The sequence below is a fragment of the Xanthocytophaga flava genome (assembly GCF_030068545.1).
Lineage (GTDB): Bacteria > Bacteroidota > Bacteroidia > Cytophagales > 172606-1 > Xanthocytophaga > Xanthocytophaga flava.
In genome coordinates this window covers 106,535-133,369 of record NZ_JASJOR010000012.1, presented here as the reverse complement: position 1 = coordinate 133,369, position 26,835 = coordinate 106,535, and the positions used below count along the sequence as shown (strand labels likewise).

Sequence of the window (26,835 nt, the reverse complement as noted above, 5' to 3'; positions counted from 1 at the left end):
GTGACTATGATGAAATCAGATAGAGAGTTTTTTAATGACACAAGAGTCCAAAATCGATTAAGGATTGTCATAAGGGGGTAAGTCACTTATATAAAGCAGCTTATTAATTAAAATAGAGAAAATACAAACAATGCTATCTAAAGAAGTTAATATCTTCTTTAGATAGCATTGTCCGTCTCTTTAAATCTTGTTATTTTTTGATCCAACATCCAATTGGAAACACTGACAATAACTCTCCTATTGGCTGTCGGGAAGACAAGTGAATAGATTGATGTGTAAAAATATTTACATATTCGATTGTATCACTTTCTTCAGGCCAGCCCAGATAGGTATCTTCCCACACGTCAGTTCCAACAGGCAAACATCCGGATTCACATAAACTGACAACCTCTAATGGAAATACTACCAATACTATCTGGGACTTCCATTCCCGAATAAAAGCAGTTACTTTACGGGCATGTTTTCCAGCTGTCAATATAGGTTTGTATACACCCTGTAAAAACAACTCAGGATATTGTCGTCTTAACAATAATAGTTTATGCAATACAAATAATTTAAGCGAAGGATCCAGTACATTTTTAAGCTTTTCCTGAAGATAAATTGGATTGTCCATCTCTGTTACTATATTTTTCAGCACCTGCTTTCTGGTCTGATAGTTTACAGGTCGTCTGTTATCGGGATCAACCATACTAAAGTCCCATAATTCTGTTCCCTGATAGGTATCCGGAACGCCTGGCGCCGTAAGCCGAATCAGTGTTTGTGTAAGCGAATAGACAGCACCATAGTTTGCCACTCTTTGCACAAACGGAACAAAAGAATGCATAAATGCCTGATTACTCAGCAGGTTATCTACAAACTCAATTGCTTTACCTTCGTACACTGTATCTGGTGCAGACCAATTGGTATGCACTTTGGCTTCCTTCATTACTTTGGTAATATACTCCTTTAGACGACTGTGATAATTTTCGTTCTCCGGATCTATATGCACAGGATAGGTTCCTACTAGTGTTTGATACAAAAAATATTCATCATTAGGATCAGGTATTACAAGTCCTCCTTCTGAAAATCGAAATCCTTCTGCAATTTTCTGCCATTCCAACACCTTTGCTTTCCACTCTTCCACTATTTCACTCAACACATTGATACGTAACCGCACATCTTCACCTCGTTTGGTATCATGAGTTGCGGTGGCATTTAATGTAGTAAGGGGACGCTTCTGCATCTCCTGATGGAATTGGTAGGTGTTTACGTTCTCTTCTATATGGGGAGTATCACCTACTTCATTACGGGAAATCAATAAATTGTACATATAAAACGTCGTATCCTCTACCCCTTTAGCCATCAATGGCCCTGTAAACTGTTGTGTACGCATTAAAAAACGTAATTCTTTTGAGGTTGCTTCAATAGGTTCTGGCGCCAGGATCGGACGTAGTTCTTCAAATATAGTATCCAGTGCAGGAGCTTTTGCTTTTGCCTTAGCCTGTTCAAAAACCAATTTGAGTTGTTTGGCATTGTCTTCAGACAAAGTTTTCTCATCCAGATATAATCGATACACAGAGAAAGAGACCATCCAGTAAGCTAACACCTGGCGATAGTTACTACGCATTTCATCTGTAATAGAATACTCAGGAAATAGCTGTACCAGTTGTTCTGTCAGATTGTCCAATTCCCCTCCCATGTGATGAATCAGCATAAACAGCTTTTTTCTGTATACAGCTTCTTCAAAATCGTAGGCCAGCACATGCACTTGAGAATAAAATTCAGAGAGTGCCTCAATAGATTTATCACTTACCAGAAGGCGGTTCACTAACGACAAAAAATCATATCCTGTTGTTCCTTGTACTTTCCAATCAGAGGGAATGTATTCATTAGGGGCCAGAATCTTTTCTACAACAACATAGGTATCCTCACCTACCAGCTCGTGCAAGCAATCCAGATAGGCTTTGGGTGCATACAAACCATCTATATGGTCTATCCGCAATGCTTGAATAATATCCTTATCTATTAAGGATTTTATATACTTATGATAATGAGCAAAGGTTTGCTCATTTTCCATACGCAGACAGATTAGTTCATTAACGGTAAAAAAACGTCTGTAATTCATACTCTTATCAGCTTCTTGCCAGGCAGCAAGGCAAAAATTCTGAGTTTTTAATAAATCCAGCGTTTTAGTAGTATGTCCGGAATACTCTCTTAGCACTTTTAAGTTTGTATCCTTCTGAAAAAAAGAATCAAGCTCTGCTTTAAACTGCTCCCAACTAGTGAGATCCAGCTTCTGATCAGGTTGAATAGCAGCAAATTCTTGTGCAGATTGTATAAAATAATCAGGTACAACCACAGCAGATTGAATTTCGTTTATTTGACTCAATACAGACACATACTGCCGAAAATCAATAGGAAAACTATGTTCATAATACTGAAAATGTAGTCCCTTTGCATCATATGTAAGTGTAAGTTCTCCTTCTACTACTAATTCTTCCAGAGGTTTAGATAATAAGGGCACCATAAGTTGTCCGGGATATTTAGGATGGTGCCAGTTGATATCAAAAAAGGTATAGTAAGGCGAAAAAGGCCCTTTCTCCAGTACATCATACAACCAAACATTACTGGTTTGAGAAGACATATGGTTAGGCACTATATCCTGGAGCCATGTCATCCGATGTTCATGCAACCACTCACTTATTTCAATCAGGTCTTCTTCTGTACCTAATTCCGGATTAATGCGATGAGGATTCAGTACATCATATCCATGTGTACTACCTGGCACTGCTTCAAAAAAAGGAGAAGCATAGACAGTAGTAATTCCCAATTGATGAAGATAAGGTAGTATTTCTTTCAGGTGTCGGAGCGTAAATTCACGATGCAACTGTACACGATAAGTTGAAACAGGTATGTTCATACACAGTAAAAAATTTCAGTTTTTTTGCAGAATAGATGTTTTACTAAAAGGCAGATTACATAGCTATCTTTTTTCGATTGGAAAGATCACATTGATAGACTAAAAAGCTTTCTGCAGGTAATGAAACTGTGACAGGGTCTGTCAAAGAAATTCCATCGGTATCTTCTCGGCCAAAGAGTTGTGAATCCAGCACTAGCTCCCAGGTTCCTTCAGGTAATGCAATTTCATTGATAGACTTTCCAAAATTAGCTATACATAAGAGTACACAGTCTTCAGGTGTAATAGGATCTTGAGACCAAAGTAGTACAGCATCCTTATCAATCCAGCTCTTTACATTCTCCCGATTAAAGTTGCGGAATACAGGATGACTTTTACGTATCTGAATTAGTTTTCGATAATAGTTCCACATCTCCAGATGTTCTCCTTCCTGATATTTCCAGGAAAGCTTAGACTGCAAAAAGGTATCCTCACTTTGTGGGTCCAGATATTCCATTCCTTCTTTCTGAAATCCCATAAACTCCTTCTTTCTACCTTCTCTAACTGCCTGTATCAATTCCAGATCATAATGGCTGATGAAATAATAAAAAGGATTAGTTTCCGCGTATTCTTCACCCATAAATAAAAGTGGGACATACGGTGATAACAAATACGTTCCGGCAACAACTTTCAACATATCGAAGGAGACCTGTGTGGAAAGTCTATCACTTAGCAATCGATTTCCTACCTGATCATGGTTCTGAGAGAAGACCACAAAACGGCTATAGTCATATGCTTGTGCAGATACCCCATGAGTCCGCTTCCGATAATTCGAATACGTACCATTGTAGACATATGTTTGTTCAAACGCCTTTTGTAAATGAGTAATCTCTCCAAAATCAGCGTAGTAGTGTCCACGGTCGTTTGTAGCCAGAGTACGTAGTGCATGATGGAAATTATCCAGCCATTGGCCATCAAATTCATATCCACACTGGTCAAACGAACGTAGCACCGTTACATCATTCAGATCCCGTTCTGCCACTAGTACATACTGTTTTCTATTGCGCTCCTTTAAAGCTTTCACTTCTTCAGACAACTCCATCAGAAAATGCTTTGAGCCAAAATCAAGAATATGATCAGTAGCATCCAAACGAAGTGCATCAATATGACATTCATCAAACCACATTAAGGCATTTTCGATGAAATAATTGCGAACTTCATCGGAGTATGGTTCATCAAAATTGAAAGGATGCCCCCACACAGGAGTATACTTGGTGCTGAAATAAGGACCATAATGATGCATACAACTGCCTTCGGGCCCGATGTGATTATAAACCACATCCAAAAATACAGCTATCCCTTTCTGGTGACAGGCATCCACTAACCTCTTTAACCCCTCAGGTCCACCATACGAATTTTGAGCAGCAAATGGAAAAACACCATCATATCCCCAGTTACGATTGCCAGAAAATTGTGCAACAGGCATCAGCTCAATTGTATTGACACCTAACTCTAACAAATAATCAAGCTTCTCAATAATAGCATCAAATGTCCCTTCAGTTGTAAAAGTCCCTACATGAAGTTCATAAATAATCATTTCACTGAGAGGTCTTCCTTTCCATTGCTGGTCATTCCACTCAAAAGATTGACTGGCAATAACCTCTGACAATTCCTGAACGCCACCTGGCTGTGAACGAGACGCAGGATCAGGATAAGCCTGGCTATCGTCTAATTTATATCCATATCGGTCTCCTATAGTTACATCCTCTACTTCAAGTGTCCAATAACCAAAGTCCTCAGACTTCATAGGCAAAATCCGTTTTCCAATTTCCTGATTGGAAGAAGTTATCTCAAGCTCAACTTTACTTACTAAAGGAGCCCATACCGTAAAAGAACTTTTTCCGTTATTCCAGAATGCGCCTATAGGCTTACGCATGACTTATATTTGTTTTTCTTGATCAACACTAAATAAAAAAGAATGCTATCCTGTTCGCAGGATAGGCATTCAGAAACTCGAATTGCTTGTATTTATGTAAAATCGGTGAGGACTTTCCTATCGCTTAGGCGGGCTGACAGAATAGCATAAATGATCGGGCTGCAAGTTGCACTACAGTACCACAGGCTACTTGTTTGGAAGGTGTAACACCACCCGTTTCCGTGTCAATCCACAAATGCCAGGCAGGTTCATTCTTTTTGCCAGGTAATACAAAGGGAACTGTTTCATGATGACTATTAAATAACAACAGCAAAATGTCTCCCTTTACATGTTGACCTTTTTCGTCATATTCATCCATTACCTGACCATTTAACAACATTCCAGTGCACTTAGTCAATCCATTATGCCACTCTTCTTCTGTCATATCCTCGCCATTTGGAGTAAGCCAGCGAATATCTGCTATGTGACTACCATGGATAGGACGCCCTGTAAAAAACTTGCGGCGATGAAGCATCGGATTTTCTTTCCGGATACGAATCAGTTCCTGAACGAACTCAAACTGTTTCTTTTGATCATCCGTCCAGTTCCAGTTAAACCAGCTAATTTCATTATCCTGACAATACGCATTATTGTTTCCATTCTGTGTACGTCCATATTCATCACCACTACAGATCATGGGCACACCCTGACTAAGCAGTAACGTAGATAAAAAGTTACGCTTCTGTTTTTCACGAAGTGCGATTATCTCTTTATCATCTGTTGGTCCTTCTGCACCACAGTTCCAGCTTTCGTTTTCATTATGGCCATCCCGGTTTTCTTCTCCATTCGCGTCATTGTGTTTTTCGTTATAGCTTACTAGGTCATGTAGTGTAAATCCGTCATGTGCTACAATAAAATTAACACTAGCACTTGGTAACCGACCATTGGTCTGATACAAATCACTGCTTCCACTCAAACGATAGGCCATTTCAGCAATCTGACTTTCGTCACCTTTCCAGAACTTGCGTACACAATCCCGGTATTTACCATTCCATTCAGCCCATTGCACAGGGAAGTTACCTACCTGATAGCCTCCTTCACCAATATCCCATGGCTCTGCAATCAGTTTTACCTGTGAAATGATTGGGTCCTGGTGGATTGTATCCAGGAAATTGGAAAGCTTACCTACTTCATATAAACCTCTCGCCAGAGCCGGAGCCAGATCAAACCGGAAACCATCCACATGCATCTCTGTAACCCAATACCGAAGGCTATCCATCACCAGTTGTAAGCTACGCGGATGCAGCATATTTAGTGTATTTCCAGTGCCTGTGAAATCATTATAGTATAAGGGGTTATCCTCGACCAACCGGTAATACGCCTGGTTGTCAATACCTTTGAAAGATAATATGGGACCGAAATGGTTTCCTTCTGCCGTATGATTGTATACTACATCCAGTATCACCTCAATCCCGGCTTTATGCAGATCCTTAATCATCTGCTTGAATTCTGTTACCTGACCATACGGCTCAGTAGAAGAAGCATATTCCCGATGAGGAGCAAAAAAGCCTATGGTATTATATCCCCAATAGTTACGTAAACCTTTCTCCTGTAAGTGACTATCCTGAACAAACTGATGTACAGGCATCAATTCTACTGTTGTGATTCCCAGTTTTTTCAGGTATTCAATCGATTCAGGCGCAGCTACCCCAGCATAAGAGCCTTTGATTTTTTCAGAGATAGAGGGATGTTGTACAGTAAAACCTTTTACATGCAATTCGTATATAATTGTTTCCTGCATAGGAATAGCAGGTTTCTCATCGTCCTCCCAATCAAATGCAGAATCAATGACTACTGATTTCATAGTATGTTCAGCATTATCCTCATTATTTGTCTCGTTATACCGATCCTCTTTATCAGACAATATATTGTATCCAAACATGGAAGGGTCCCAGTTGATATCCCCCCATATAGCCTTGGCATAAGGGTCCAATAAAAGTTTGGAAGGATTAAACAACAAACCATTTTCAGGATCAAACGGACCATATACCCGGTATCCATATAATTGTCCTGGGGTAATGTGAGGCAGATAAATATGCCATACATAATCTGTCTGTTCAGTGATACGGATACGTGCAGTTTCTTTTGACGGATTGTTTATATCAAACAAACACAACTCAACAGCTTCTGCATGTTCACTAAACAACGCAAAGTTAACACCTTTGCCATCATAGGTGGCTCCTAACGGATAGGGTTTGCCTAACCAGCTATGAGGAGTTGAAAAAAATTGCTTATTATGAGTAATTGTAAAAGCTTCAGATTCAGCAACGGAGCTTGTATCGGTTTGCATAAAAAAATAGGATTAGTTAATCATTCCTAATCCCTAAATTTCTATGCCCACTTAGAGGAGACAGTAGACAATTCTTTTACAGTAAATTATTTATTACATTCAGCCTATTTTAATTAATACTCAGCTTTTTAAATGCCCTATATTTTTTGACTACTTACATTCTGGAAATTGTTTTGAGTTTTTTATCCTGAATCAAGTGTGCTGGGCGTTGACCACATACTTCCAGAAATGTATTACTAAAAGTAGCCAGACTCTCATATCCTACCTGAAGTGCTACCTGTGATACATTGTCCTCTCCGTTTTCAATGAACTCCAATGCTTTTAACATTCGTGCTACTTTGCAGTATCCTGAGAAAGGCATTCCCAGGTGAGTAGAAAATAATCGGGTCAGGCTGCGCTCTGAGTAACCAAAATGCTGAGCTAAAAATGAAATATTAATTTTCTCTTCCAGGTTATGTTGTATATATAGAAGTATCTTCGCCAGTCCTTCATGTTTTGTAGCAGGAAGATACGTTTGATGAGAATGATTCATCTCTCCTGATAAAATATCTGCGATACTTTGCAGGAAGGTTCTTTCCTGGTTAGTCTCGTCATTTAGAAAATGCCATTTTTCCGAATACCGAATCATTTCTCGTAACAATGGAGAAACAGGAAAAACAGACATTTTTTCAAAAACAGGTAGATTTAATATTTCTGGCGGGAAGGCAATACTATGCAGTATGAGATCCGGACTATGAGACCACATTTCATGCAGGGTATTGGACGGGATCCAGACTGCATGCCAGCCTGGTAGTAAAAACTGTTTTTCGGCAATACGTAAATGAATAAATCCATTTTCTGCATACACTAACTGCCCTCTGTCATGAAGATGCCAATCAGAGTGAAATCTCCCCAAAAGTTCATGGTATACAAAAGCAGGCTTTGAAACAGTAGCACTTATAGTACTACAGGATATAGATTGTAAAGACATGGCGGATATGAATAAATCTTTGTCTTTTGCGAATAAGCCAGACAAAACAGGTGAAGGTACTTTTGTAGTATCAAAACTAGTGTTTTTAACTGTATTGTAAAAGTACTATTTCAAAACTTATTGCATTATTTTAATTCACTCATTATATGACAGTTGTACATCCTAATATTGCACTGATCAACCAATTTTTCCAAGCGTATGCTCAGGGGGATCAAAATGCTATTGCACAGATTCTTTCAAAAGATATTCGTTGGGTTATTCCTGGTAAACATCCATTAAGTGGCACCAAAAATGGAATAGAAGAAGTTTTACACTACTTTGCTCAACTTTCCGAATCAGCTTTTCAGGCAGAACCTATTGTATTGGGAGTCAATGACCAGTTTGTAATTGATTGTCATCATAACTGGAGTAATCGGTCAGATGGTATTAACTTTAAAGGAATGTCATGTCTACTTTGGAAAATAGAGGGTGAAAAAATCACGGAAGTATATAATTTTCCTGGAAACCAGCAATATGTAGACCAGTTTTTCACTGCTGCCTATAGTGAACCTGAGTACTAGAAAGTATAATTATTTCGTCTCAGCGATATAAAATGGTACATATTGTTACCTATTCCCATTTTATTGGTATGCAGCAATAGTCACACACCTTTACCTATAAAGCTAACATGAATGATGGATTTTAGTTAGTTATAGCAAGTGAAGTAGTACTGGTACTTACATTACTAACGACTGGACATCTGGCAATCATAGCTGCCAGTACCAATTCTGCAGAAAGTTTAACAACTGAATGAGCTTATAAAGTAGTATCTGCACCATTCGTCAAATAATTCAGATACTACTTTATATCAATAACGTCTACTTCAAAGGCAAAAAAGTAGATGTTCTAGGCAATGCTGATTGATTCCAGATACAAGCCAGTGAGGCAATCTCGCCATTAATCTCACTATAAAAAGTCATTGACCGTGCATACAGAGATGATGCATAATCTTTCAGATACTGCTCTATCTCTTCTTTGGATTGCAGGGTTAAAGCTGCATTCACAGCAGCAGTAATAATTACTCCAGTCTCATGATGAGAATCATCGAATAGTTTTTGAATCGTTATATCCATAGCATTGTAGTGAGGACAATAAATATACCAGCAAGACAATCGAACTTTAGTATAAAGCAACAAATAGTAACATATATAACAACAGCAACACTACCCAACAAGTCACAATCCAACTGAGAGTCATAGTGTTACCAAAAACAATTAAACATATATGTAATTTACATACATTTTAGACTTTTATTGTTTATTTTTCTCTACTTTCGATCATCAATATAAAGGAGTAACCAGAAAATCCAGTAAAAGAGTATGGGGCGAAGCCGAAAAGCCAACGAGTAGGGATAATCTAACTCAAAACAAAGTGAATCAAAATCAACCAGTACAGCAACAAACTTCATTTGCTTTTGTTGCTGCATCATGGGTAGCTCTTATTGCAGGTGTTGTAGCTTACAATGTCGGATTATGGAATGCCCAGATGGCTCTAAATGAAAAGGGATATTATTTCACAGTGCTTATGTATGGATTGTTCTCAGCAGTGTCTGTACAAAAAAGTGTACGGGATCGGTTAGAAGGCATACCAGTCACAGCTATTTATTATGGCCTAAGCTGGTTTTCTACCCTGTTGGCTATATTGTTACTAACTGTAGGTTTGTGGAATGCCACCCTTACACTCAGTGAGAAAGGATTTTATGGCATTTCATTCCTTCTTAGCCTGTTTGCAGCTATTGCTGTACAAAAGAATACCCGTGATACTCAAAAGGTTGATCAGCCAACAAATTCTCAATAGACAAATATAGTTGTAAAATAGAGAGAAGTGGTTTTAATCAGATAGCCACTTCTCTTACGTTTCACTGGCTGCTTATTTTCAATGAGGATATAGCAGGTCATGAATAACAATCTACTTCTGAGCTATTTCACTCTTTGCAGGAGAGAATCGAACAGTTGGATTTTTGACAGGTTTGAGTGTTTTCAAATAGGAATAGATTGCACCCAGATCATGTTCACTCATACCACTATACATAGTCCACGGCATAATCGTTTGCTGTTCCGCCGATTTAACGGTTTGAGCCTGATAACCAGTAGCAGGATCATGCGCTTTAAACCGTTGGATAAAAGCTTCTCTACTCCATAGCCCCAAGCCAGTTTCATTATCAGGTGTCAGATTTGCAGAACGTAACACTCCTGTTGGCAGACCAAATTCCACACCACCGGCAAATTCCATTCCGGGTATTAGCTTTCCTTCTTTTGTTTTCTGGGAATGGCAGTGTTCGCAGGTACCTGCATTAACCAGATAAGCCCCATAAGCTACCACATCAGAAGTATCCGGGCGTTTCTGAAAGGTCGGCTTCTGAGGAATAGTATGTATAATAAAATTCATAGGAAAAGATGGCTCTGATTCAGGTACTTGATTTTTGATAGGTTTGATTGTCCGCAGATAAGCTACAAGTGCCACAATATCTGTTGAGTCCATTTTACCATAATAGGGATGAGGCATTAAAGGAAATAAAGGTTTTCCCTCACGACTTACCCCTGCTGAGATTGCCCGAAAGATCTCTCCATCTGTCCATTCTCCCAAGCCAGCAGGTGTTATGTTGCGTGCATAGTACACACCAGGCAACCCCAGCTCTTCCCCAAACCGTTCACCACCTTTTCCCATGGTTCCAGGCACCACCGGACCAGAGAATCGGGTCCAGTCACGGGTACTATGGCAGTCCATACATACATTGACATGGTTGGCAAGATATTCACCACGAGCAGCCAGTTCAGGAGTAGGTTTTATTTTTATTTCCGGGGCAGCACCTACATTTGGCAAGCCTACCTTTACATAGGTCAGTAATCCCGTTATACAGACACCTAACACAATTACAATAATGGCAAAAATTCTTAATACTTTTTTCATGAGTGTAGTAGTTTGAAAACTTTAACGTTTGCGAAAATACCATCAGAGAGGTTCTTGTAGCGATCTGAGACTTTTTCAGCCAACATTTTATCAGGCCAGATTGAGTATTTTCTATGATATGATAAGCTATAAATCGTTAAGGCACCGGAACAAGTTGCTGTACAAGCGTTTTTTTCACACCATTAAAAGTAATGGGGGCTTCCAGTACCATTTTTGTGGAGCTTAATTCTTTTACCAGAAAAGTACCATCTTGTCCACTTCCACTTGTCTGGTTCATAGTCAGCAGTTTAGTATCTGGATCATACGACCATGTTCCCTCACTAAAAATCTGAGGATCATTTGTATTACATTTCGTAGTTCCCTCTTCTAAAGAGTAAGAGCCTCCTGACTGATATCGAAAAAGGTCATCCTTATAACACTCATTCAAATCTGAAAACTCATCCTTTCCATCTAATGTGGCAGAAATAATTTTCCAGGGTGATTTAGAGATCATAGCATTATAATCTTTTGGTTCATCACCACTTCCTTTACAGGCAGGCAGACTCAGGATAACAGCCACAATCAGGCTGTATGCTAATAATGTTATCTTTTTCATAGTATAGTGTGTGTAATTTTTATTATTAAGTGTAGACAAAGTCTTGCCTTAGTCAATTGCCAAGCAAGACCTTAAAGAAGTAGTTATGTAAATGGATAGGATCTTAAGCAGATAGCATAGATTCTAAAGCCTGACTGGCAATGATTCTGTTCTTATGCTGTGTAATCAGATTCAGAATGTAGCGTTCACAAGTGACATTGGTGTCATATCTTTCAAACTCTTCACCCAGTTGATTCACATTTTTCTGATATGTATTATCAGATAAAACCTTGTCAACACTGTTCCGAATTTGTTGAGGTGTAGGAGTTTCTGTCTTTAAGTTTATACCTAGTTTAAAGTATCCAATTCTGGCGTTGATTTCATTTTTACCTTCATGTATACCCGCTACCACCATAGGCAGTCGGTTTTGCAGACTCAGTAACACACCACCATATCCTCCATTGGAAACATACACATCTGCAATAGGCATGACTATAGTAAAGTCTATAAAATCCTCAATCACAATATTTTCCTGTGGATATCGCTTTCTCAATTCCTGGGTTTTAGAACCGCCTGTTGTAACAATCAGTAAGTATTCTGTACCTTTGAATGCTTCAAGAGTAGGAACCAAAAGCTTTTCTGTGTCACGTTCTACAGTACCCTGAGTTGCCAGGATCACCTTCTTATATTGTTTTAATAACTCTCTGTATTTAAACTCTGCCGAGCTACCTACAGCTTTAAATGGTAATAAAGGGCCCACAAATTTTATATGAGAACTCAGATCACTGCGTTTGTATTCAAATCCAGGAACACCACTTTGCAAAAACAAATCTGCTTGCTTTACAATAATATCAAATATCAATCCTTTGGCCGGTGAAATTTGAAATTGCTCAAGTACTTTATTGTATTGCTGTGTACTATGTTTAAATAATACATTTGTTGCCAGGAAACGAAGAAAGTCTTGTTTTCTTCGTCCCCAAAATCCAGAGGAAGGAGTAAGCCCCATTCCAGCAGGTGGCAAATCAACAGATGATTCTGAAAGAGGCATAATCCCCATACTTACACATGGTACATGCAGCTTTTCACGTATAATCTGAGCTGCTGGAAAAGCATTATCATAAACAAGCACTTCAAATTCAAAATCTTTATATATCTGGAATATATCCTCCGCATATTCAGGAGCACGTAAAATAAAAATCTGATCAATATCAAATTTCAACTTACTTATTGTAGTCTTGTATTGATGGCGTTCAGGAAATAATGTATCCATGTTATATTGATTCACTTCCAACGCCTTCTTAAATGGATAATGTGGAATCTCCAGCTTTTTCAGTTTTTCAGTAAATGTATTGCCTGTATACCACCTTACATCATGTCCTTGCTGTAATAAGTGTTTAGCTAAAGAAGTAAGCGGATTAAAATGCCCATCCAAAGGCATAGTTGCAAATAATATTTTTCTAATTTTCATAGTTGTAGTTATGTATTAAGAAGAAGGGTAATTCAGATAAGTTACAGCTGGCACAATGCTGTTAAAGTAATGATACAAGACAGTGAGAGACCATTCTCATAAATCTTTGTAACAGCCCGTAATGTTTCTTCTGTCAGCTCAAGAATCTTCAAACCCGTTACAGTTTCAAACTCCTGGTCTCCAAATAATTGAATCACATTAGACAGGTCATCATACGCCCAGTTGAACAATTGTTCATGACGTTTGCCATATTCTCCTCTCAGACGGCCATCAGGTTGAAACACAATGATTTCATTACGGGTACTTTGGGGAGTATTGCTTAATAGATCAGAAAATGAATCTGTTTCTGATCCTAAAGCCAGCGAGGTAATCTGCCACTTTTTGCCAACAAAAGAAGGAATTTCAGCAGTGCTTGTTTCCGGCTTTGCAAGCCAGTTCATGTTTTTAGTGTTTACAGTAGTTGTCATAGTTGTAAATGTGTAGTATTAAAACTTTGTAGAAACCTGATATTTAACTTAGTAAAGTACTATCTATCAGCTTCGTCAGTAAAATTATACACATGTACAGGCTATATCAATTTACACTATGCCGAACCGTTACATTTCATGTTTTGATTGTTTCAATCTGTCTGTTAACTGTGCACGATTTATAGGGACTCTTAACAATATGACACATAAAAAATGGGTAGTTTAGATTGTTCTAAACTACCCATCTTTTATGTATTTTATGATTTACTTATTTTCCCATCCACTCCTTAAAGTCTGAGACTTTCTCTCTACTAACCAGCACTTCCTTATCACAGACAGGCTTTAATGTCAATGCCAACCGATTACCAAAATAGTTTTGAATCTGATCAATAGTAGTTTGTGAAACAATAAAAGATCGGTTAATACGAAAGAAGTATTTGGGATCCAACTCAGTTTCCAATTCATCCATGGTATAATCGACCAGGAACTTCTGATTAGTGCGAGTACGAAAGAAACAAAAACGGTCTTCCATAAAAAAATAAGCAATATCATTGACTTCAAATGATACCAGTCGCTGCCCTTGCTTAACCAGAAAGCGTTTACGATAGTCCCGAGTCTGTACTTGTAACTCCCTGATCAGCTTTTCAATATTGATCATCGAAGGTGAGGATTGATGCTGCAGATGATTAAACTTCTGCAAACTACGCTGCAAATCTGCTTTCTGAATCGGTTTTAACAGATAATCAATACTGTTTACTTTAAAAGCCTGAATAGCATATTCATCATATGATGTAGTAAAGATCACCGGGCTTGTCACTTCCGTCTGCTCAAATATTTCGAAACTTTGTCCGTCTGCCAGCTCAATATCCATAAGGATTAAGTCAGGTGCGGGGTGCTTATCAAGCCAAGTCACTGATTCACGCACACTACCTGCTACTCCGACAATATCAATTTCCGGATCAATTTCCTGTACAGTACGCTGCAGCTTTCGCACAGCAAGATCTTCGTCTTCAATAATTAATATTTTCATGGTTAACGCCCATTAAAGGTAAAGTTACAACACATTCATTTTCAGTAGTTTTTATAGCCACATAGGCTTTGCCTGTCAATTCGTATTTAGCAATCAGAGCTGAGAATTCCTGATCTTCATCTAAAACTTTACATTTTTTAGGTTGTAGATTATAACGGATTATCAGATCTCTCTCATGAGTTTCTACATAGAACATCAAGGGTTGTTCTTTGGAAATTACATTTTTTTTCAATGCGACATCTATTACACTCTGCAAGGTCAGCGGCATCAACAAAGCAGTATTTACGTCTGGGCTAACTAACAAAGAGTAAGTTATACCTTCCCCATACCTACTTTGCAATAAGTAAAAATAAGAATTCAGAAAATCCAGTTCTACAGACAGAGGTACCCACTCATTGGTACTACTTCGTAGCATATACCTGTATACTTTTGCCATCTGATCGAGAAACAGTTCAGCCTGCTCTGGATTGTCACCAATAAGGGCCGACAAAGAAGTAAGAGAATTAAACAGAAAATGAGGATTGACCTGTGTCTTCAGTGATTCCAGTCTTTGTTGTAATTGGGTTTTCTTCAGCTTCTCATTTTCTTTTACACGTTCCTCCCATTGTTCAAATATATATTTCCCTTCATAAATACATGTTGTTAAAATATTGGAGACTGCACCAAAGACAAGTGCCAATTTTACTCTCTCCCATGACAAAGTATACTCGAGAAAACCAATGGTCTCAAAAATCCATACAACTCCTAGCTGAATTAATACTGTCAATACAATAAAAAGCCCTGCTTCCATAAGAATACGTTGAAAGGCCTGTCCATAGTTGAAAAATCGATTCCGTATTGCCAGCGCAATTCTTGTAAAAATCTTAATAACACAGAACCAGATAAGTTGTAATACAAGACTTGCCAACAGAAATGTTTTTATATCACTGTAGTAATGTTTTCCCAATAAAAATGAATTCAAAACCAAGCTAACAAAAATGGACACAAATAGATTAATCCATTTATCCTCTCGTGTAAACTGAGTTTCCTTCATAGTATTTATCCAGCTGAGATTGAAGATACCAGCATTCTTCTGATCTATAAAATTCAGAGTAGGCTAATGCACATTTTTGACCGACAAACTGTACAATTTTATGTTTCAATTGTTAATGTTGATGTGCGATGTCTATTATCTTAGTATAGATATACTCATTGCCAATCAAAGGCATCCGGATGATAAAAAAGACATCATCTGACTCAATAACTGGTTCCGGTTGCTTAAGGAGCTGGTATTTAGTAATGATATTGTGTAATCCTACTTTGTTGGAAGCTACTTTCAGATTCTTTTTCTGCACATTATTCTGTACTACCAAATATCCTTTCTCTACATAAATCTGAATTACCAACGGTTGCTCTTTAAGTATACTATTATGTTTGACAGCATTCTCAAGCAAAATCTGTAAGGTTAAGGGTGGCAATAAATACTGTTCATAACCATTCAGATTCTCTAACTTTAACTGAATACTTTCTCCATAGCGGGTTTTGAGCAAATGGAAATACGATTCTACAAATTGAAGTTCGGTTTGCAGAGAAACCAGTTCCTGTTCATTATTTCTGAGCAGATACCGATAGACATTACTCATTTCATCCAAAAACTTTTCTGCTTGTTCGGGCTGCTCGCGAATCAAAGAAGACAACGAATTTAAACTGTTGAATAAAAAATGAGGATTAATCTGGCTCTTTAAGGACTCAAATCTTTCCTGCCATTGTATATTCAGGAGCTTTTCTCTCTCATAATACACAATTTTCCATTGATCGAATACATATAATCCCTCGTAAACACCCACATATATACAATGGTAAAATATCTGAATACCTGTTGTATAAGTATAATCTGCCAGTGTTGGCCAACCTATAGGCTGATCATTAATATACAAATGAGTAAAGTATCTGAGAAAATAGGCAATATGTACCAATAACGGAAATGCCAGGGCAATATACTTTAGCCGTTGACGGGTACGATGAAAACCAGGATATCTCTTTTGTATTGTTAGGATCACCCATCGAGACAGATTCCAGCATACGTATCCATATAGAATGGCAATCGATTGAAAACGTATTATAAAAGGTAGGTCATGTTCAAAATATATATTCAGTCTGAAAAAGAGACTTCCTATCATGAAAACCACCAAAGGTCCTATAAGCCTCAAGGTTCGGTCGTTATATGAATTCATGAATGTATAGTAGTAAACTGCGATTCTATCAAAGGAATCATTACCTCGAAAATATTCTTTGACTCTGTTATTTTTACATCCGGCTGCTTAAGGAGCTGGTATTTGGTAATGATATTGTGTAATCCTACTTTGTTGGAAGCTACTTTCAGATTCTTTTTCTGCACATTATTCTGTACTACCAAATATCCTTTCTCTACATAAATCTGAATTACCAACGGTTGCTCTTTAAGTATACTATTATGTTTGACAGCATTCTCAAGCAAAATCTGTAAGGTTAAGGGTGGCAATAAATACTGTTCATAACCATTCAGATTCTCTAACTTTAACTGAATACTTTCTCCATAGCGGGTTTTGAGCAAATGGAAATACGATTCTACAAATTGAAGTTCGGTTTGCAGAGAAACCAGTTCCTGTTCATTATTTCTGAGCAGATACCGATAGACATTACTCATTTCATCCAAAAACTTTTCTGCTTGTTCGGGCTGCTCGCGAATCAAAGAAGACAACGAATTTAAACTGTTGAATAAAAAATGAGGATTAATCTGGCTCTTAAGTGAGTCAAACTGAGTCTGTAGATTACTACGTTGCAGAGTTTCGGCTTCCTGAAGAGCAATACCATACAGATGAAAGTAGTAAATAAACTCATAGATAATACCAAGAATACAGTTGTATGCTATGCCAGAAATAAAAAACAGATAGCATACAGGAAATTGTTCAGAGGTATCACATCCGAGGAAAGCAACTGGTGCTATTTCTAATTCTTTAACCAGTTCAAAACCAACCAACCGAACAAGAAAACCAATAATAATATAGCCGGAGAAAGTGTAAATAATTCGGGGTAAAGTTTGGGCAATTTCTGAATAGTTCTTGCGGATATAGATAAGCCATATACGTGCAATTTCCCAGGCAGCAATAAGCAGGATGACTGCAGTCAGGTATAATTTGATTCCCAGTATCCAGTTGGTAGGATACATTGACGAAAACTTATATATATGAACAGGAATCGGCGCCAATGGAAGTCCAAACATTCTTAACCATTTATCATAAAGAGGCTCTATCCGATAACCCATAAAAACAGGAGAAAAGATCGTATGTAATTGCAGATTCAGTAAAGTATACAAACATTCCAATCATTATTCTGCAAACATAGTTTGTTCATAACCAACTACAAACTCTCTCGTTTGGATATACCTTATCAAATTAAAAATACTACGATTAGAGGCAATATGTAAACGTCAGATAGTACAAAGAGACAAAATTGGGCAGTCAGTTGACGAAAAAGCAGTTTGAATTGTTGCGACCTATAATCTATAGGTCACAATAAAAAGAGAGCATTGACCTGATCAATGCTCTCTTTTTATTGTATAATGTATTTATAGAAGTATTTTTATTTATCAGATGTATCTTCTCCTACAGAGTCACATGGATCTATTAATGAAACACAATCAGTAGCGGGAGTGCAGGATTCGGCAATCTCCATAGTTGGAATTGGAAGCTCAGAATCTATCAACCGAATACTTTTTACAAAACGTGGATTATAATATTTGGAGTCAATGGTTTCAATAGAAATTCCATTATTTACAGAGGCATGGATAAACTGGATTTTTTCTCCTTTAGCAGAAATTACAATACCAACATGCCCGATTACTTTACTTTTGCGATTACGGCCTTTGAAGAAAATCAGATCTCCTTTCTGCATTTCGGCTGTTTCTACCTTTTTACCAACAGTAGCCTGCCCATAAGAGGTACGTGGCAGTGAAAACCCAAAACGAGAAAAAACATGTGATGTAAAGCCTGAACAATCAAATCCTTTGGCAGAATGGCCTCCTGAACGGTAAGGTACGCCCAGATAATTTTTAGCGTAACTAATTAAACTATCAAGAACCAGAGGAGATTCGTCATCTTGTTTTGTACTATCAGCCGGGCCTGAATAGGCGTAAGATGAATTAGTGAAGATAGCTGCGGCTGTAGTTGATGAGCATACAAGGCAAGAAAGAAATAGTAAACCTGAAATCAGTAATAATTTTGTCATAACACCTGTTTTCAAATGATTGAGGAAGCTAAACCATCCCGGTTGCCTCACTCCTAAATACGTATTTTGCTTGCTTCGATACTAGCTGGGTTAAAAAACGTTGTAAAGTACGTAAAAGTAAAAGAGAGAGTTTCGCATAAATGTTGATAATTTTCTACATTTTCTACAAAAGTCTTACATAGAAATGAAAAGTTTACTCGAATAAAGGAAGTACTTTTATAGGGCTATTTTGCTGATTGATAGGTTATAGCATAAAAAAAGCCTTTTATTTAAAGGCCAAATATTACATAAAACAGTTTTTTCCTTTGGTTACCCCTAATACCACATCATAGCCTGATCTATTTCAATCGCCCAAGCGTGAAGTCCTCCCTTCAATATAGAAAGATTAGTAAATCCATGTGTTTTGTTGAGGTATTCAAATGCTAAAGTACTCTCAATTCCATGGTGGCAATAGATTATGACTGGTAAGTTTCTGGATAATTGTTCATAGTAAGATGGCAGTTCTTCAAGCGGTATATGTATTGCTGCTTTTATATACCCATTTTTATATTCTTCCTGTTCACGCACATCCAACAATTGAAATTGCATCCCCTGATTCATAATCTTCTTTAATTCCTGGACTGTGATTTCGTTTCCTTCCATAAACCCACAATATTTATAAAATTACATTTATACAAAAAAATATTTATTATATCATAAAAATAAATATTTTTTATGAATTTTTCAATATATTGTTTAAATAATTTTATAACAAATTACCAGTGATCAATGTTCTTATGTTCAATCAATTATGCAGAAAGGCTTCCACACAGCATTCTAGGCTTTCCAAAAAGGTCGTGCCGAATAGTAGTATGTAATCCAAATGATTGCATGAGAGTGGATGTCTCTTGTGGAAAATGCTCATTTAGTTCAACAAAAAGCTTTCCCCGCTCTGGTAATGAAGATTGACTAAAGGATGCAATAACTTTGTAAAATAAAAGAGGATCATCATCTGGCACAAATAAAGCCTGGTGCGGTTCATAAGCAATCACATTTGTCAGCATTTGGTCCTTTTCTGCTATTGTTACATAAGGAGGGTTGCTGATTATATAATCAAAGTATACAGGAAACTCTTCAGGAAGATTACCTGCCAGAATATCCATTTGCCGAAAATGAACTGCAACATGTTGTAACCGAGCGTTTTGCTCTGCGATAGAAATAGCACCACTCGAAATATCAATGGCCCATACTTCAGACCCAGGTATTTCTGCAGCCAGCGAAACCGCAATACATCCACTTCCTGTACCAATGTCAAGTATACGGCAATTTTTAACGGGTGCTGATTTATACTCTTCCAGTACCCATTCTACCAGCTCTTCTGTTTCAGGGCGGGGAATCAATACATGAGAATTTACCCGAAACGTTCTTCCCCTAAATTCTGTTTCTCCTAAAATATACTGAATAGGTTCATGTCGTAACAAACGGGCAATCCAATCGTTAAAGTCCTTTGCTGCAACACTGGTTATAACTTTATCTGTCAAAATTGACGTTTTTGTTAATCCAAGCTTATTCTGCAACAACCAAAAAGTTATTGAACGAGCCTCTTCCGGTTCATAAATTGAACTGATTACATGTGTAATATGATCAAATAATTGACGCGCAGAAGTGGTTAACATGGTATAATAATTACAGTCAAGACACAAAAATAGTATCTTTCTGCCGATAAATACTCTTAAATGTATAAAACCTTTCGATCTATAATTCAACAATCACATGATTCACAATCAGATACCAACAGACATTCATTTTATGCGACGGGCACTAGAACTAGCCAGACTTGGCCAGGGCTCTGTAAGTCCCAATCCTATGGTTGGCTGTGTGATTGTACATAATAATCGGATTATTGGAGAGGGATGGCATCAGAAATATGGTTCCTGGCATGCCGAAGTAAACGCTATACAATCTGTAAAAGAAAAAGACCTAGTCTTACTTCCTGACAGTACGGTATATGTAACACTGGAACCATGTGCACACTTTGGCAAAACACCTCCCTGTTCAGATTTGTTGATTACTAAAAAAGTACGCCGTGTTGTAATTGCGAATGTAGATACCAATCCACTGGTTGGTGGAAAAGGTATTGAGAAACTTAAAAATGCAGGCATTGAAGTAACTACTGGTATTCTGGAAGAAGAAGGTCGCTGGCTTAATCGTCGCTTTTTTACATTCATTGAAAAAAACCGACCCTATATTATACTAAAGTGGGCACAAACGGCAGATCGTTTTATTGCTCGTTCAGACTACAACTCCCGCTGGATTAGCAATGACTGGTCAAGAAGATTAGTACATAAATGGAGAGGTGAAGAGCCAGCTATTATGGTTGGCACAACTACAGCCCAATATGACAATCCTCGTCTTAATGTCAGAGACTGGACAGGTGAAGATCCCGTACGCATTGTTATTGACCGGCATCTTCGGTTATCTCCTTCTTTACACCTATTTGATCAGACGCAACCCACTTTATGTTATAATTTGAAAAAAGATGAAGCCAGTGACTATATACAATACATAAAGTGTGTAAGCGAATCAACATTTTTAGCAGAGATGATGGCAGATCTGCATCAGCGGAAAATACAGTCCGTTATTGTAGAAGGAGGAAGTAAACTTCTACAGGAACTCATTTTATCAGACCTCTGGGATGAAGTTCGTGTATTTACTTCTGATCAGACATTTGGCACTGGGATTACCGCACCTGTATTTGGGGGTATCCTCATAGATAAAATTTCTATAAAAAAAGATCAGCTATCAGTCTTCATTCCAGTTACAGATTCTTATAAACAAAGCATTTACACTATGTAAATAAAAAGTTATTTCTTTGACTGAGTTTACCTAACAGGCTAGGGCTCAATACTTGTTTGTTTATCTAGTAAAAATCTGTAACATTTGTAGTAGAAACTCAGTTAAAGCCAGCTGTGAAACCCTGAGTTCACAGTTTTTTTATCTTTAAATCTTACTTAAAAGAGAAAAGCCATAAATAACAAGGTTTTTGTAAGGTAAAAGATTCTATTTTACAACTATAAATCAGGAAGGACAAAATCATGATTGAAAATAACAAAATAAGTGTAGAAGAACGGAAAATACGGGATGCTTTTCAAGCCAGAGACTGGAATGAAATAAAGAGTAATGACTCATGGGCCGTTTTTAAAATAATGTCAGAATTTGTAGGAGGATTTGAAAAGCTTGCCAAGATAGGTCCATGTGTGTCTATTTTCGGTTCCGCACGTACAAAACCAGACAATCCATATTATAAAATAGCCGAAGAAATTGCTGCCAAACTAGTCAGACATGGATATGGAGTTATTACAGGAGGTGGTCCGGGTATCATGGAAGCTGGTAACAAAGGGGCATTTGAACAAGGTGGAAAATCAGTTGGTATTAATATTGTGTTACCTTTTGAGCAAAGCAGTAATATATATATTGATCCGGATAAGCTAATTAGTTTTGATTACTTCTTTGTACGTAAAGTAATGTTCATTAAATACTCACAGGGGTTTGTTGTAATGCCGGGAGGTATGGGTACACTGGATGAGTTATTTGAAGCTATTACTTTAATACAGACTGAAAAGATAGGACGTTTTCCGATTGTACTTGTCGGTAAATCATATTGGCAGGGATTACTAAACTGGATTGAAGAAGTGGTATTAGGTCAGGAACGGAATATTAGTCCTGATGATATGCGTCTCATCAATCTGGTTGATACACCTGCAGAAGCAGTAAAAGTCATAGATGATTTTTACTCAAGGTATTTGTTGCAACCTAATTTTTAACTTTGAGAAAGACCCAACTTATCGCTGTTCTGATTCTGGCATTCCTTCTGGTAGGTTATGGCATTTATGTCAAACTATCAGAGGAATTTAATTTTAACTTTACATTCAATACTGGCCCTCAATTCTATTCATCAGAAAATCCTCCAGACCAAATTTATTTTGCAGGTGAAACTGTTCCATTGGAAGATAAAAAAGTTTCCCGTCGATTCGCTAAAGAATTAAAATCACAAACCTATTGGCATCCGGCCAGAGCTGTTATGCTGGATAGAGCACATTTCTGGCTTCCTCATATCACGGCTATTCTCAAACAATACAAAGTACCAGAAGATCTGAAATATCTGGCAGTTGTAGAAAGTGGTTTACAAAATGTAGACTCTCCTAAAAATGCAGGTGGATTCTGGCAGATTATTCCACAAACAGCACGTAACTATGGCTTGGTAATCAATGATGAAGTAGACGAACGTTACCATCCGCTTCTGGCTACTCAAGCAGCATGCCGGTATCTGCAAAGTGCCCATCTTTTGTTTAGCAGTTGGACGAATGCAGCAGCATCTTACAACTCTGGTATTAACGGAATGACTCAGGCTATGTTACGCCAGAGAAAAAGTTCGTTCTATCAATTAAAACTTAACCAGCAGACAACAGACTATATATTCCGAATTCTGGCTGTAAAACAACTGGTTGAACATCCCAAAGAGTATGGATACAAAGTAAGTCGCTATTCTACACTTAATTCCAGAATACGAATGATCAAGGTTAATAAATCTATTCCGAATCTGACGGCCTTTGCTCAGCAATATGGTATTACCTATCAGACACTTCGGAGTTATAACCCCTGGATTAAAAAAAATACACTGACTATTAAGAAGAAAAGTTATATTTTATTAATTCCACGAAAAAATACTCCCAAGCCACCCTTACGCGCATCTAAACCTATTGTACCAGAGACAACAGGCACAGCTTCTTCCAAACCACAGGAGTCTAATGCCAATGAGTATTAATTAATCTGTATCTTGCAGATAATTTATAAACCTGATGGACTCAGGTTTCTCACATAGATTTTATTTATGGCAAAAATTGGACGTTATAATCTATTAAAGGTTGTTAAGGTATTAGACTTTGGAATTTATCTGGATGGAGGAAAAGATGGAGAAATTCTAATGCCCAAACGGTATGTACCCGAAGACTGCAAAACCGGAGATCGCATTGACGCATTTATCTATCTTGATTCGGAAGATAGGATTATTGCCACCACAGAAACTCCTCTGGCCCAGGTAGGAGACTTTGCTTACCTGAAGGCTGTTTCTATTAATGCAACAGGCGCTTTTCTTGACTGGGGACTTCTGAAAGACTTGCTTGTTCCTTTTCGGGAACAAAAGATGAGTATGCAGGAAGGGAAATTCTATATAGTATATGTTTATCTGGATGAGGGAACCCGACGTATCGTTGCTTCAGCCAAGATAGAACAGTTTCTGGACAAATCAGAACCTGAACTAGAAGCAGGCCAATTGGTGGATTTACTAATTTATCAAAAAACAGAGTTAGGGTTTAAAGCTATTATTAACAATCAATACAGCGGGATGTTGTATGATAACGAAATATTTCAACCTCTGACAACCGGAGACCGCATCATTGGCTATGTAAAACAAGTACGAGAGGACTTTAAAATTGATTTGATTTTACATAAACCAGGCTTTGATAAGGTAGAAGACATTGCAGAGAGCATTTTCATTCGGCTTCAGGAAGAAGGAGGTTTTATGGCAGTGACAGATAAAAGCCCTGCAGAGACTATCTATGAACTATTTGGGATAAGTAAAAAAACATATAAAAAAGCAGTTGGAGATCTTTATAAAAGAAGATTAATAGTTATTGAAGAAACAGGCATCCGACTGACCTAATACAAGAAAAGCCAGACTTACTCTGGCTTTTCTTGTATTTATTCATTTCATCTGTCTATTTAACCCGATCTGGGTTCTTGCTTATAAAAGCAGCCCAACTCTTGGTTTGGCTCACTTGAGTAGCACCACCCTGATAGTAGTGACACACAGCAACAGCCAATGCATCTGTAGCATCTAGTAATTCAGGTGTTTCTTCAAATTTGAATTGTGATTTCAACATAGCAGCCACTTGCTCCTTTGAAGCGTTCCCATTTCCTGTCACTGACTGTTTTATTTTTTTAGGTGCGTATTCGATAATCGGGACTTCTCGCATGAGTGCTGCGGCCATAGCCACACCCTGGGCTCTACCCAATTTTAACATTGATTGTACATTTTTTCCATGAAATGGGGCTTCAATAGCCATCTCATCAGGCATGTATTCCTCTAGCAAGCCTGTGATTTTTTCGAAGATCTTCTTTAATTTGATTTCCTGATTAGCATATTTACTCAAATTAATCACACCAAATTGAAGCAATTGCAATTTATTTTTTCCCTGTACCCGTAAAACACCAAATCCCATAAAGCGGGTCCCAGGATCAACCCCCAGAATAATACGTTCTGTTTCCTCTGTTTTCATGAATGCAAGTTAATATGAATTAGACGAATATAGGATGCCAGCCAAAAATTAAATCTTTTGTTATTCTACTATTTTGTATCAGTTACTCCTATGGGAATCGCATAAAGACCTCTACATTTGTATCTTAACCAGATTTCTGTTTCCTTGATTTTCGCCTATACATTTCTCATCATCCAGATTCTGTATGCCTTATTTACACTTATCCTCTGGATAGCATGGCAGAAGTTACCTATATATAACCCAGTTACCGAGACGATAGTCCAAACCCGGATCTCTGTTATTGTTGTTGTACGAGATGAAGAATCCAATATTATAGATCTGCTCAACTCACTGAGTCATCAAACCTATCCAAAACATCTGTTCAGAGTTTATATAGTAGATGACTTTTCTACAGATGCAACAGTCTCATTGCTTAAGCACTTTCAGTCGACATCCCCTTTTCCGCTTCAGATACTGGAATTGAAAGATCATCCTTCTGCTGAATCTATAAACGGAAATTTCAAGAAAAAAGGTATTGAGTGGGCGATTTCAGAATCAGATGGAGAATTGATTGTAACAACAGATGGTGACTGTATAGTATCTGCAGATTGGTTAACAACTATTGCTAATTTCCAGGTGCAAACAAACGCTCAAATGATTTGTGGAGCTGTAACATTTAGTGAACCAAGTATTTTTGCAAAAATCCAGGCAGTAGAGTTTGCCAGTTTAATTGGTTCTGGAGCAGCAACGTTACAAATAGGCATACCCACTATGTGTAATGCAGCTAACCTGGCTTTTACCAGAAGAGCATTTATAGAAGTACATGGATATAAAGACACAGCCTCAACGGCTACAGGAGATGATCTGTTTCTTATGCACAAAATTTACCAGACTTATCCAACCCAAGTTCACTTCTTAAAACAATCTCAAGCCATTGTCCTCACCCAACCACAACCCAACCTCGTGGCATTTTATCAGCAACGCAGACGGTGGGCTAGCAAGTGGCATCTCTATTCGGACTGGAGGGTGAGTGCAGTTGCTGTTTTTATTTTTATGAACTGTCTTAGTTTACTTGCCAGTATTCCGACACTCTTTATCAATATTCTTCCTCTTATTTTCTTTATTACAGGGATCTCCCTTCGCTGGATATCTGAATGGGTATTATTAGGAAGTTTATTATCTTTTCTCAAAAAACGACACCTTATTGTCTGGATATTTCCAGTACAATGGATATATCCTCTTTATGTTGTTTTCTTTGGTCTGACAGCTCAGAAAAAGGGATATTCATGGAAAGGAAGAAAACTGGATCAATAAGTCTGGCAGAATAAAACCCTAACAGAAGTACACCCATCCAATAATATCTGTACATTTGCAAAAATCTTAATTCTATTTATATTATATATTATCGTCATGACAGATCAGGAACTGGATATATTAGATGAACTACACTTTGTGCAGTCCTTCTCCTATCTTTCAGAAAACCTTGAACTCACGGAAGAAATGCTTAAGCAAACGTTGTATGAACTGGCACAGAAAGGTTGGATCAAAGTCCTTCAAAGCGCTGATGAGGAGATCCCTGTTTCAGACAGTGACTTTGAAAAAAGTTATCATACTTTTTATTATCTGGCAACAAAAAAAGGCTTACTGGCTTTTCATAGTACAGGTGAGTAACTTTAGCCAGCTTCTTATAATTTAC

Annotated in this window: 25 protein-coding genes; 8 read left to right on the top strand and 17 right to left on the bottom strand. The window is 37.7% G+C overall.

Going from position 1 to position 26,835, the window contains the following annotated elements:
* Positions 1 to 190: 190 nt before the first annotated feature.
* From treY to QNI15_RS18460, 4 genes are all read right to left on the bottom strand, one after another.
* Positions 191 to 2,899, bottom strand: coding sequence for a malto-oligosyltrehalose synthase (treY, locus tag QNI15_RS18475; protein WP_314032933.1), 2,709 nt, complete (start codon positions 2,897 to 2,899; stop codon positions 191 to 193).
* Between the two features lie 55 nt (positions 2,900 to 2,954).
* On the bottom strand, positions 2,955 to 4,811 hold the full coding sequence (gene treZ, locus QNI15_RS18470) for a malto-oligosyltrehalose trehalohydrolase (RefSeq protein ID WP_314032931.1): 1,857 nt from the start codon (positions 4,809 to 4,811) through the stop codon (positions 2,955 to 2,957).
* A 124-nt stretch (positions 4,812 to 4,935) separates the two neighbouring features.
* Positions 4,936 to 7,140: a glycogen debranching protein GlgX gene (gene glgX, locus QNI15_RS18465; RefSeq protein ID WP_314032929.1), complete on the bottom strand. Its 2,205-nt coding sequence runs from the start codon at positions 7,138 to 7,140 to the stop codon at positions 4,936 to 4,938.
* Between the two features lie 154 nt (positions 7,141 to 7,294).
* Complete coding sequence (locus tag QNI15_RS18460) at positions 7,295 to 8,110, bottom strand: helix-turn-helix transcriptional regulator (RefSeq protein WP_313997432.1); 816 nt, start codon at positions 8,108 to 8,110, stop codon at positions 7,295 to 7,297.
* A gap of 146 nt (positions 8,111 to 8,256) precedes the next feature.
* On the opposite strand from QNI15_RS18460, the gene QNI15_RS18455 reads away from it, so the two are divergent.
* On the top strand, positions 8,257 to 8,670 hold the full coding sequence (locus QNI15_RS18455) for a nuclear transport factor 2 family protein (protein ID WP_314032927.1): 414 nt from the start codon (positions 8,257 to 8,259) through the stop codon (positions 8,668 to 8,670).
* A gap of 297 nt (positions 8,671 to 8,967) precedes the next feature.
* On the opposite strand, the gene QNI15_RS18450 is transcribed toward QNI15_RS18455, so the two are convergent.
* Complete coding sequence (locus tag QNI15_RS18450) at positions 8,968 to 9,222, bottom strand: hypothetical protein (protein ID WP_313982911.1); 255 nt, start codon at positions 9,220 to 9,222, stop codon at positions 8,968 to 8,970.
* Positions 9,223 to 9,520: 298 nt separating this feature from the next.
* Here QNI15_RS18450 and yiaA point away from each other — a divergent pair, with 298 nt between their 5' ends.
* Entirely contained in the window at positions 9,521 to 9,946 is a 426-nt protein-coding gene (gene yiaA / locus QNI15_RS18445; RefSeq protein WP_313997427.1) for an inner membrane protein YiaA, read from the top strand.
* A 111-nt stretch (positions 9,947 to 10,057) separates the two neighbouring features.
* On the opposite strand, the gene QNI15_RS18440 is transcribed toward yiaA, so the two are convergent.
* The 11 genes from QNI15_RS18440 to prmC form a co-directional block, all read right to left on the bottom strand.
* Complete coding sequence (locus tag QNI15_RS18440; RefSeq protein WP_313997425.1) at positions 10,058 to 11,059, bottom strand: c-type cytochrome; 1,002 nt, start codon at positions 11,057 to 11,059, stop codon at positions 10,058 to 10,060.
* Positions 11,060 to 11,195: 136 nt separating this feature from the next.
* Positions 11,196 to 11,654, bottom strand: a complete 459-nt coding sequence (locus QNI15_RS18435; RefSeq protein ID WP_313982905.1) for a lipocalin-like domain-containing protein — start codon at positions 11,652 to 11,654, stop codon at positions 11,196 to 11,198.
* A gap of 103 nt (positions 11,655 to 11,757) precedes the next feature.
* Entirely contained in the window at positions 11,758 to 13,101 is a 1,344-nt protein-coding gene (locus tag QNI15_RS18430) for a glycosyltransferase (protein WP_314032925.1), read from the bottom strand.
* Positions 13,102 to 13,142: 41 nt separating this feature from the next.
* Entirely contained in the window at positions 13,143 to 13,568 is a 426-nt protein-coding gene (locus QNI15_RS18425; protein ID WP_314032923.1) for a hypothetical protein, read from the bottom strand.
* Positions 13,569 to 13,836: 268 nt separating this feature from the next.
* Positions 13,837 to 14,598 (bottom strand): LytR/AlgR family response regulator transcription factor, encoded by a 762-nt coding sequence (locus QNI15_RS18420; RefSeq protein ID WP_313982899.1) that lies wholly within the window; start codon positions 14,596 to 14,598, stop codon positions 13,837 to 13,839.
* Complete coding sequence (locus QNI15_RS18415; protein ID WP_313997422.1) at positions 14,579 to 15,631, bottom strand: sensor histidine kinase; 1,053 nt, start codon at positions 15,629 to 15,631, stop codon at positions 14,579 to 14,581. Before QNI15_RS18415 ends, QNI15_RS18420 begins: the two co-directional genes overlap by 20 nt.
* A gap of 112 nt (positions 15,632 to 15,743) precedes the next feature.
* Positions 15,744 to 16,811, bottom strand: a complete 1,068-nt coding sequence (locus QNI15_RS18410) for a sensor histidine kinase (protein ID WP_314032921.1) — start codon at positions 16,809 to 16,811, stop codon at positions 15,744 to 15,746.
* Positions 16,808 to 17,932: a sensor histidine kinase gene (locus QNI15_RS18405; protein ID WP_314032919.1), complete on the bottom strand. Its 1,125-nt coding sequence runs from the start codon at positions 17,930 to 17,932 to the stop codon at positions 16,808 to 16,810. Before QNI15_RS18405 ends, QNI15_RS18410 begins: the two co-directional genes overlap by 4 nt.
* Positions 17,933 to 18,198: 266 nt before the next feature.
* Positions 18,199 to 18,843, bottom strand: a complete 645-nt coding sequence (locus QNI15_RS18400) for a C40 family peptidase (RefSeq protein ID WP_313982893.1) — start codon at positions 18,841 to 18,843, stop codon at positions 18,199 to 18,201.
* A gap of 315 nt (positions 18,844 to 19,158) precedes the next feature.
* Positions 19,159 to 19,485: a rhodanese-like domain-containing protein gene (locus QNI15_RS18395; protein ID WP_313982892.1), complete on the bottom strand. Its 327-nt coding sequence runs from the start codon at positions 19,483 to 19,485 to the stop codon at positions 19,159 to 19,161.
* A gap of 146 nt (positions 19,486 to 19,631) precedes the next feature.
* A complete protein-coding gene (gene prmC, locus QNI15_RS18390) occupies positions 19,632 to 20,498 on the bottom strand; it encodes a peptide chain release factor N(5)-glutamine methyltransferase (RefSeq protein WP_314032917.1) in 867 nt (288 codons plus the stop codon).
* A gap of 97 nt (positions 20,499 to 20,595) precedes the next feature.
* Here prmC and ribD point away from each other — a divergent pair, with 97 nt between their 5' ends.
* From ribD to QNI15_RS18370, 4 genes are all read left to right on the top strand, one after another.
* Complete coding sequence (gene ribD / locus QNI15_RS18385) at positions 20,596 to 21,678, top strand: bifunctional diaminohydroxyphosphoribosylaminopyrimidine deaminase/5-amino-6-(5-phosphoribosylamino)uracil reductase RibD (RefSeq protein ID WP_314032916.1); 1,083 nt, start codon at positions 20,596 to 20,598, stop codon at positions 21,676 to 21,678.
* Between the two features lie 239 nt (positions 21,679 to 21,917).
* Entirely contained in the window at positions 21,918 to 22,646 is a 729-nt protein-coding gene (locus tag QNI15_RS18380) for an LOG family protein (RefSeq protein ID WP_313982888.1), read from the top strand.
* A gap of 2 nt (positions 22,647 to 22,648) precedes the next feature.
* Positions 22,649 to 23,647 (top strand): lytic transglycosylase domain-containing protein, encoded by a 999-nt coding sequence (locus tag QNI15_RS18375; protein ID WP_313982887.1) that lies wholly within the window; start codon positions 22,649 to 22,651, stop codon positions 23,645 to 23,647.
* 66 nt (positions 23,648 to 23,713) lie between these two features.
* Complete coding sequence (locus QNI15_RS18370) at positions 23,714 to 24,544, top strand: CvfB family protein (protein ID WP_313997413.1); 831 nt, start codon at positions 23,714 to 23,716, stop codon at positions 24,542 to 24,544.
* A 55-nt stretch (positions 24,545 to 24,599) separates the two neighbouring features.
* On the opposite strand, the gene ruvC is transcribed toward QNI15_RS18370, so the two are convergent.
* Positions 24,600 to 25,160, bottom strand: coding sequence for a crossover junction endodeoxyribonuclease RuvC (ruvC, locus tag QNI15_RS18365; protein ID WP_313982884.1), 561 nt, complete (start codon positions 25,158 to 25,160; stop codon positions 24,600 to 24,602).
* Positions 25,161 to 25,304: 144 nt separating this feature from the next.
* Here ruvC and QNI15_RS18360 point away from each other — a divergent pair, with 144 nt between their 5' ends.
* Positions 25,305 to 26,453 (top strand): glycosyltransferase, encoded by a 1,149-nt coding sequence (locus tag QNI15_RS18360; RefSeq protein ID WP_314032915.1) that lies wholly within the window; start codon positions 25,305 to 25,307, stop codon positions 26,451 to 26,453.
* 96 nt (positions 26,454 to 26,549) lie between these two features.
* Entirely contained in the window at positions 26,550 to 26,810 is a 261-nt protein-coding gene (locus QNI15_RS18355) for a hypothetical protein (protein ID WP_314032914.1), read from the top strand.
* Positions 26,811 to 26,835: the final 25 nt, after the last annotated feature.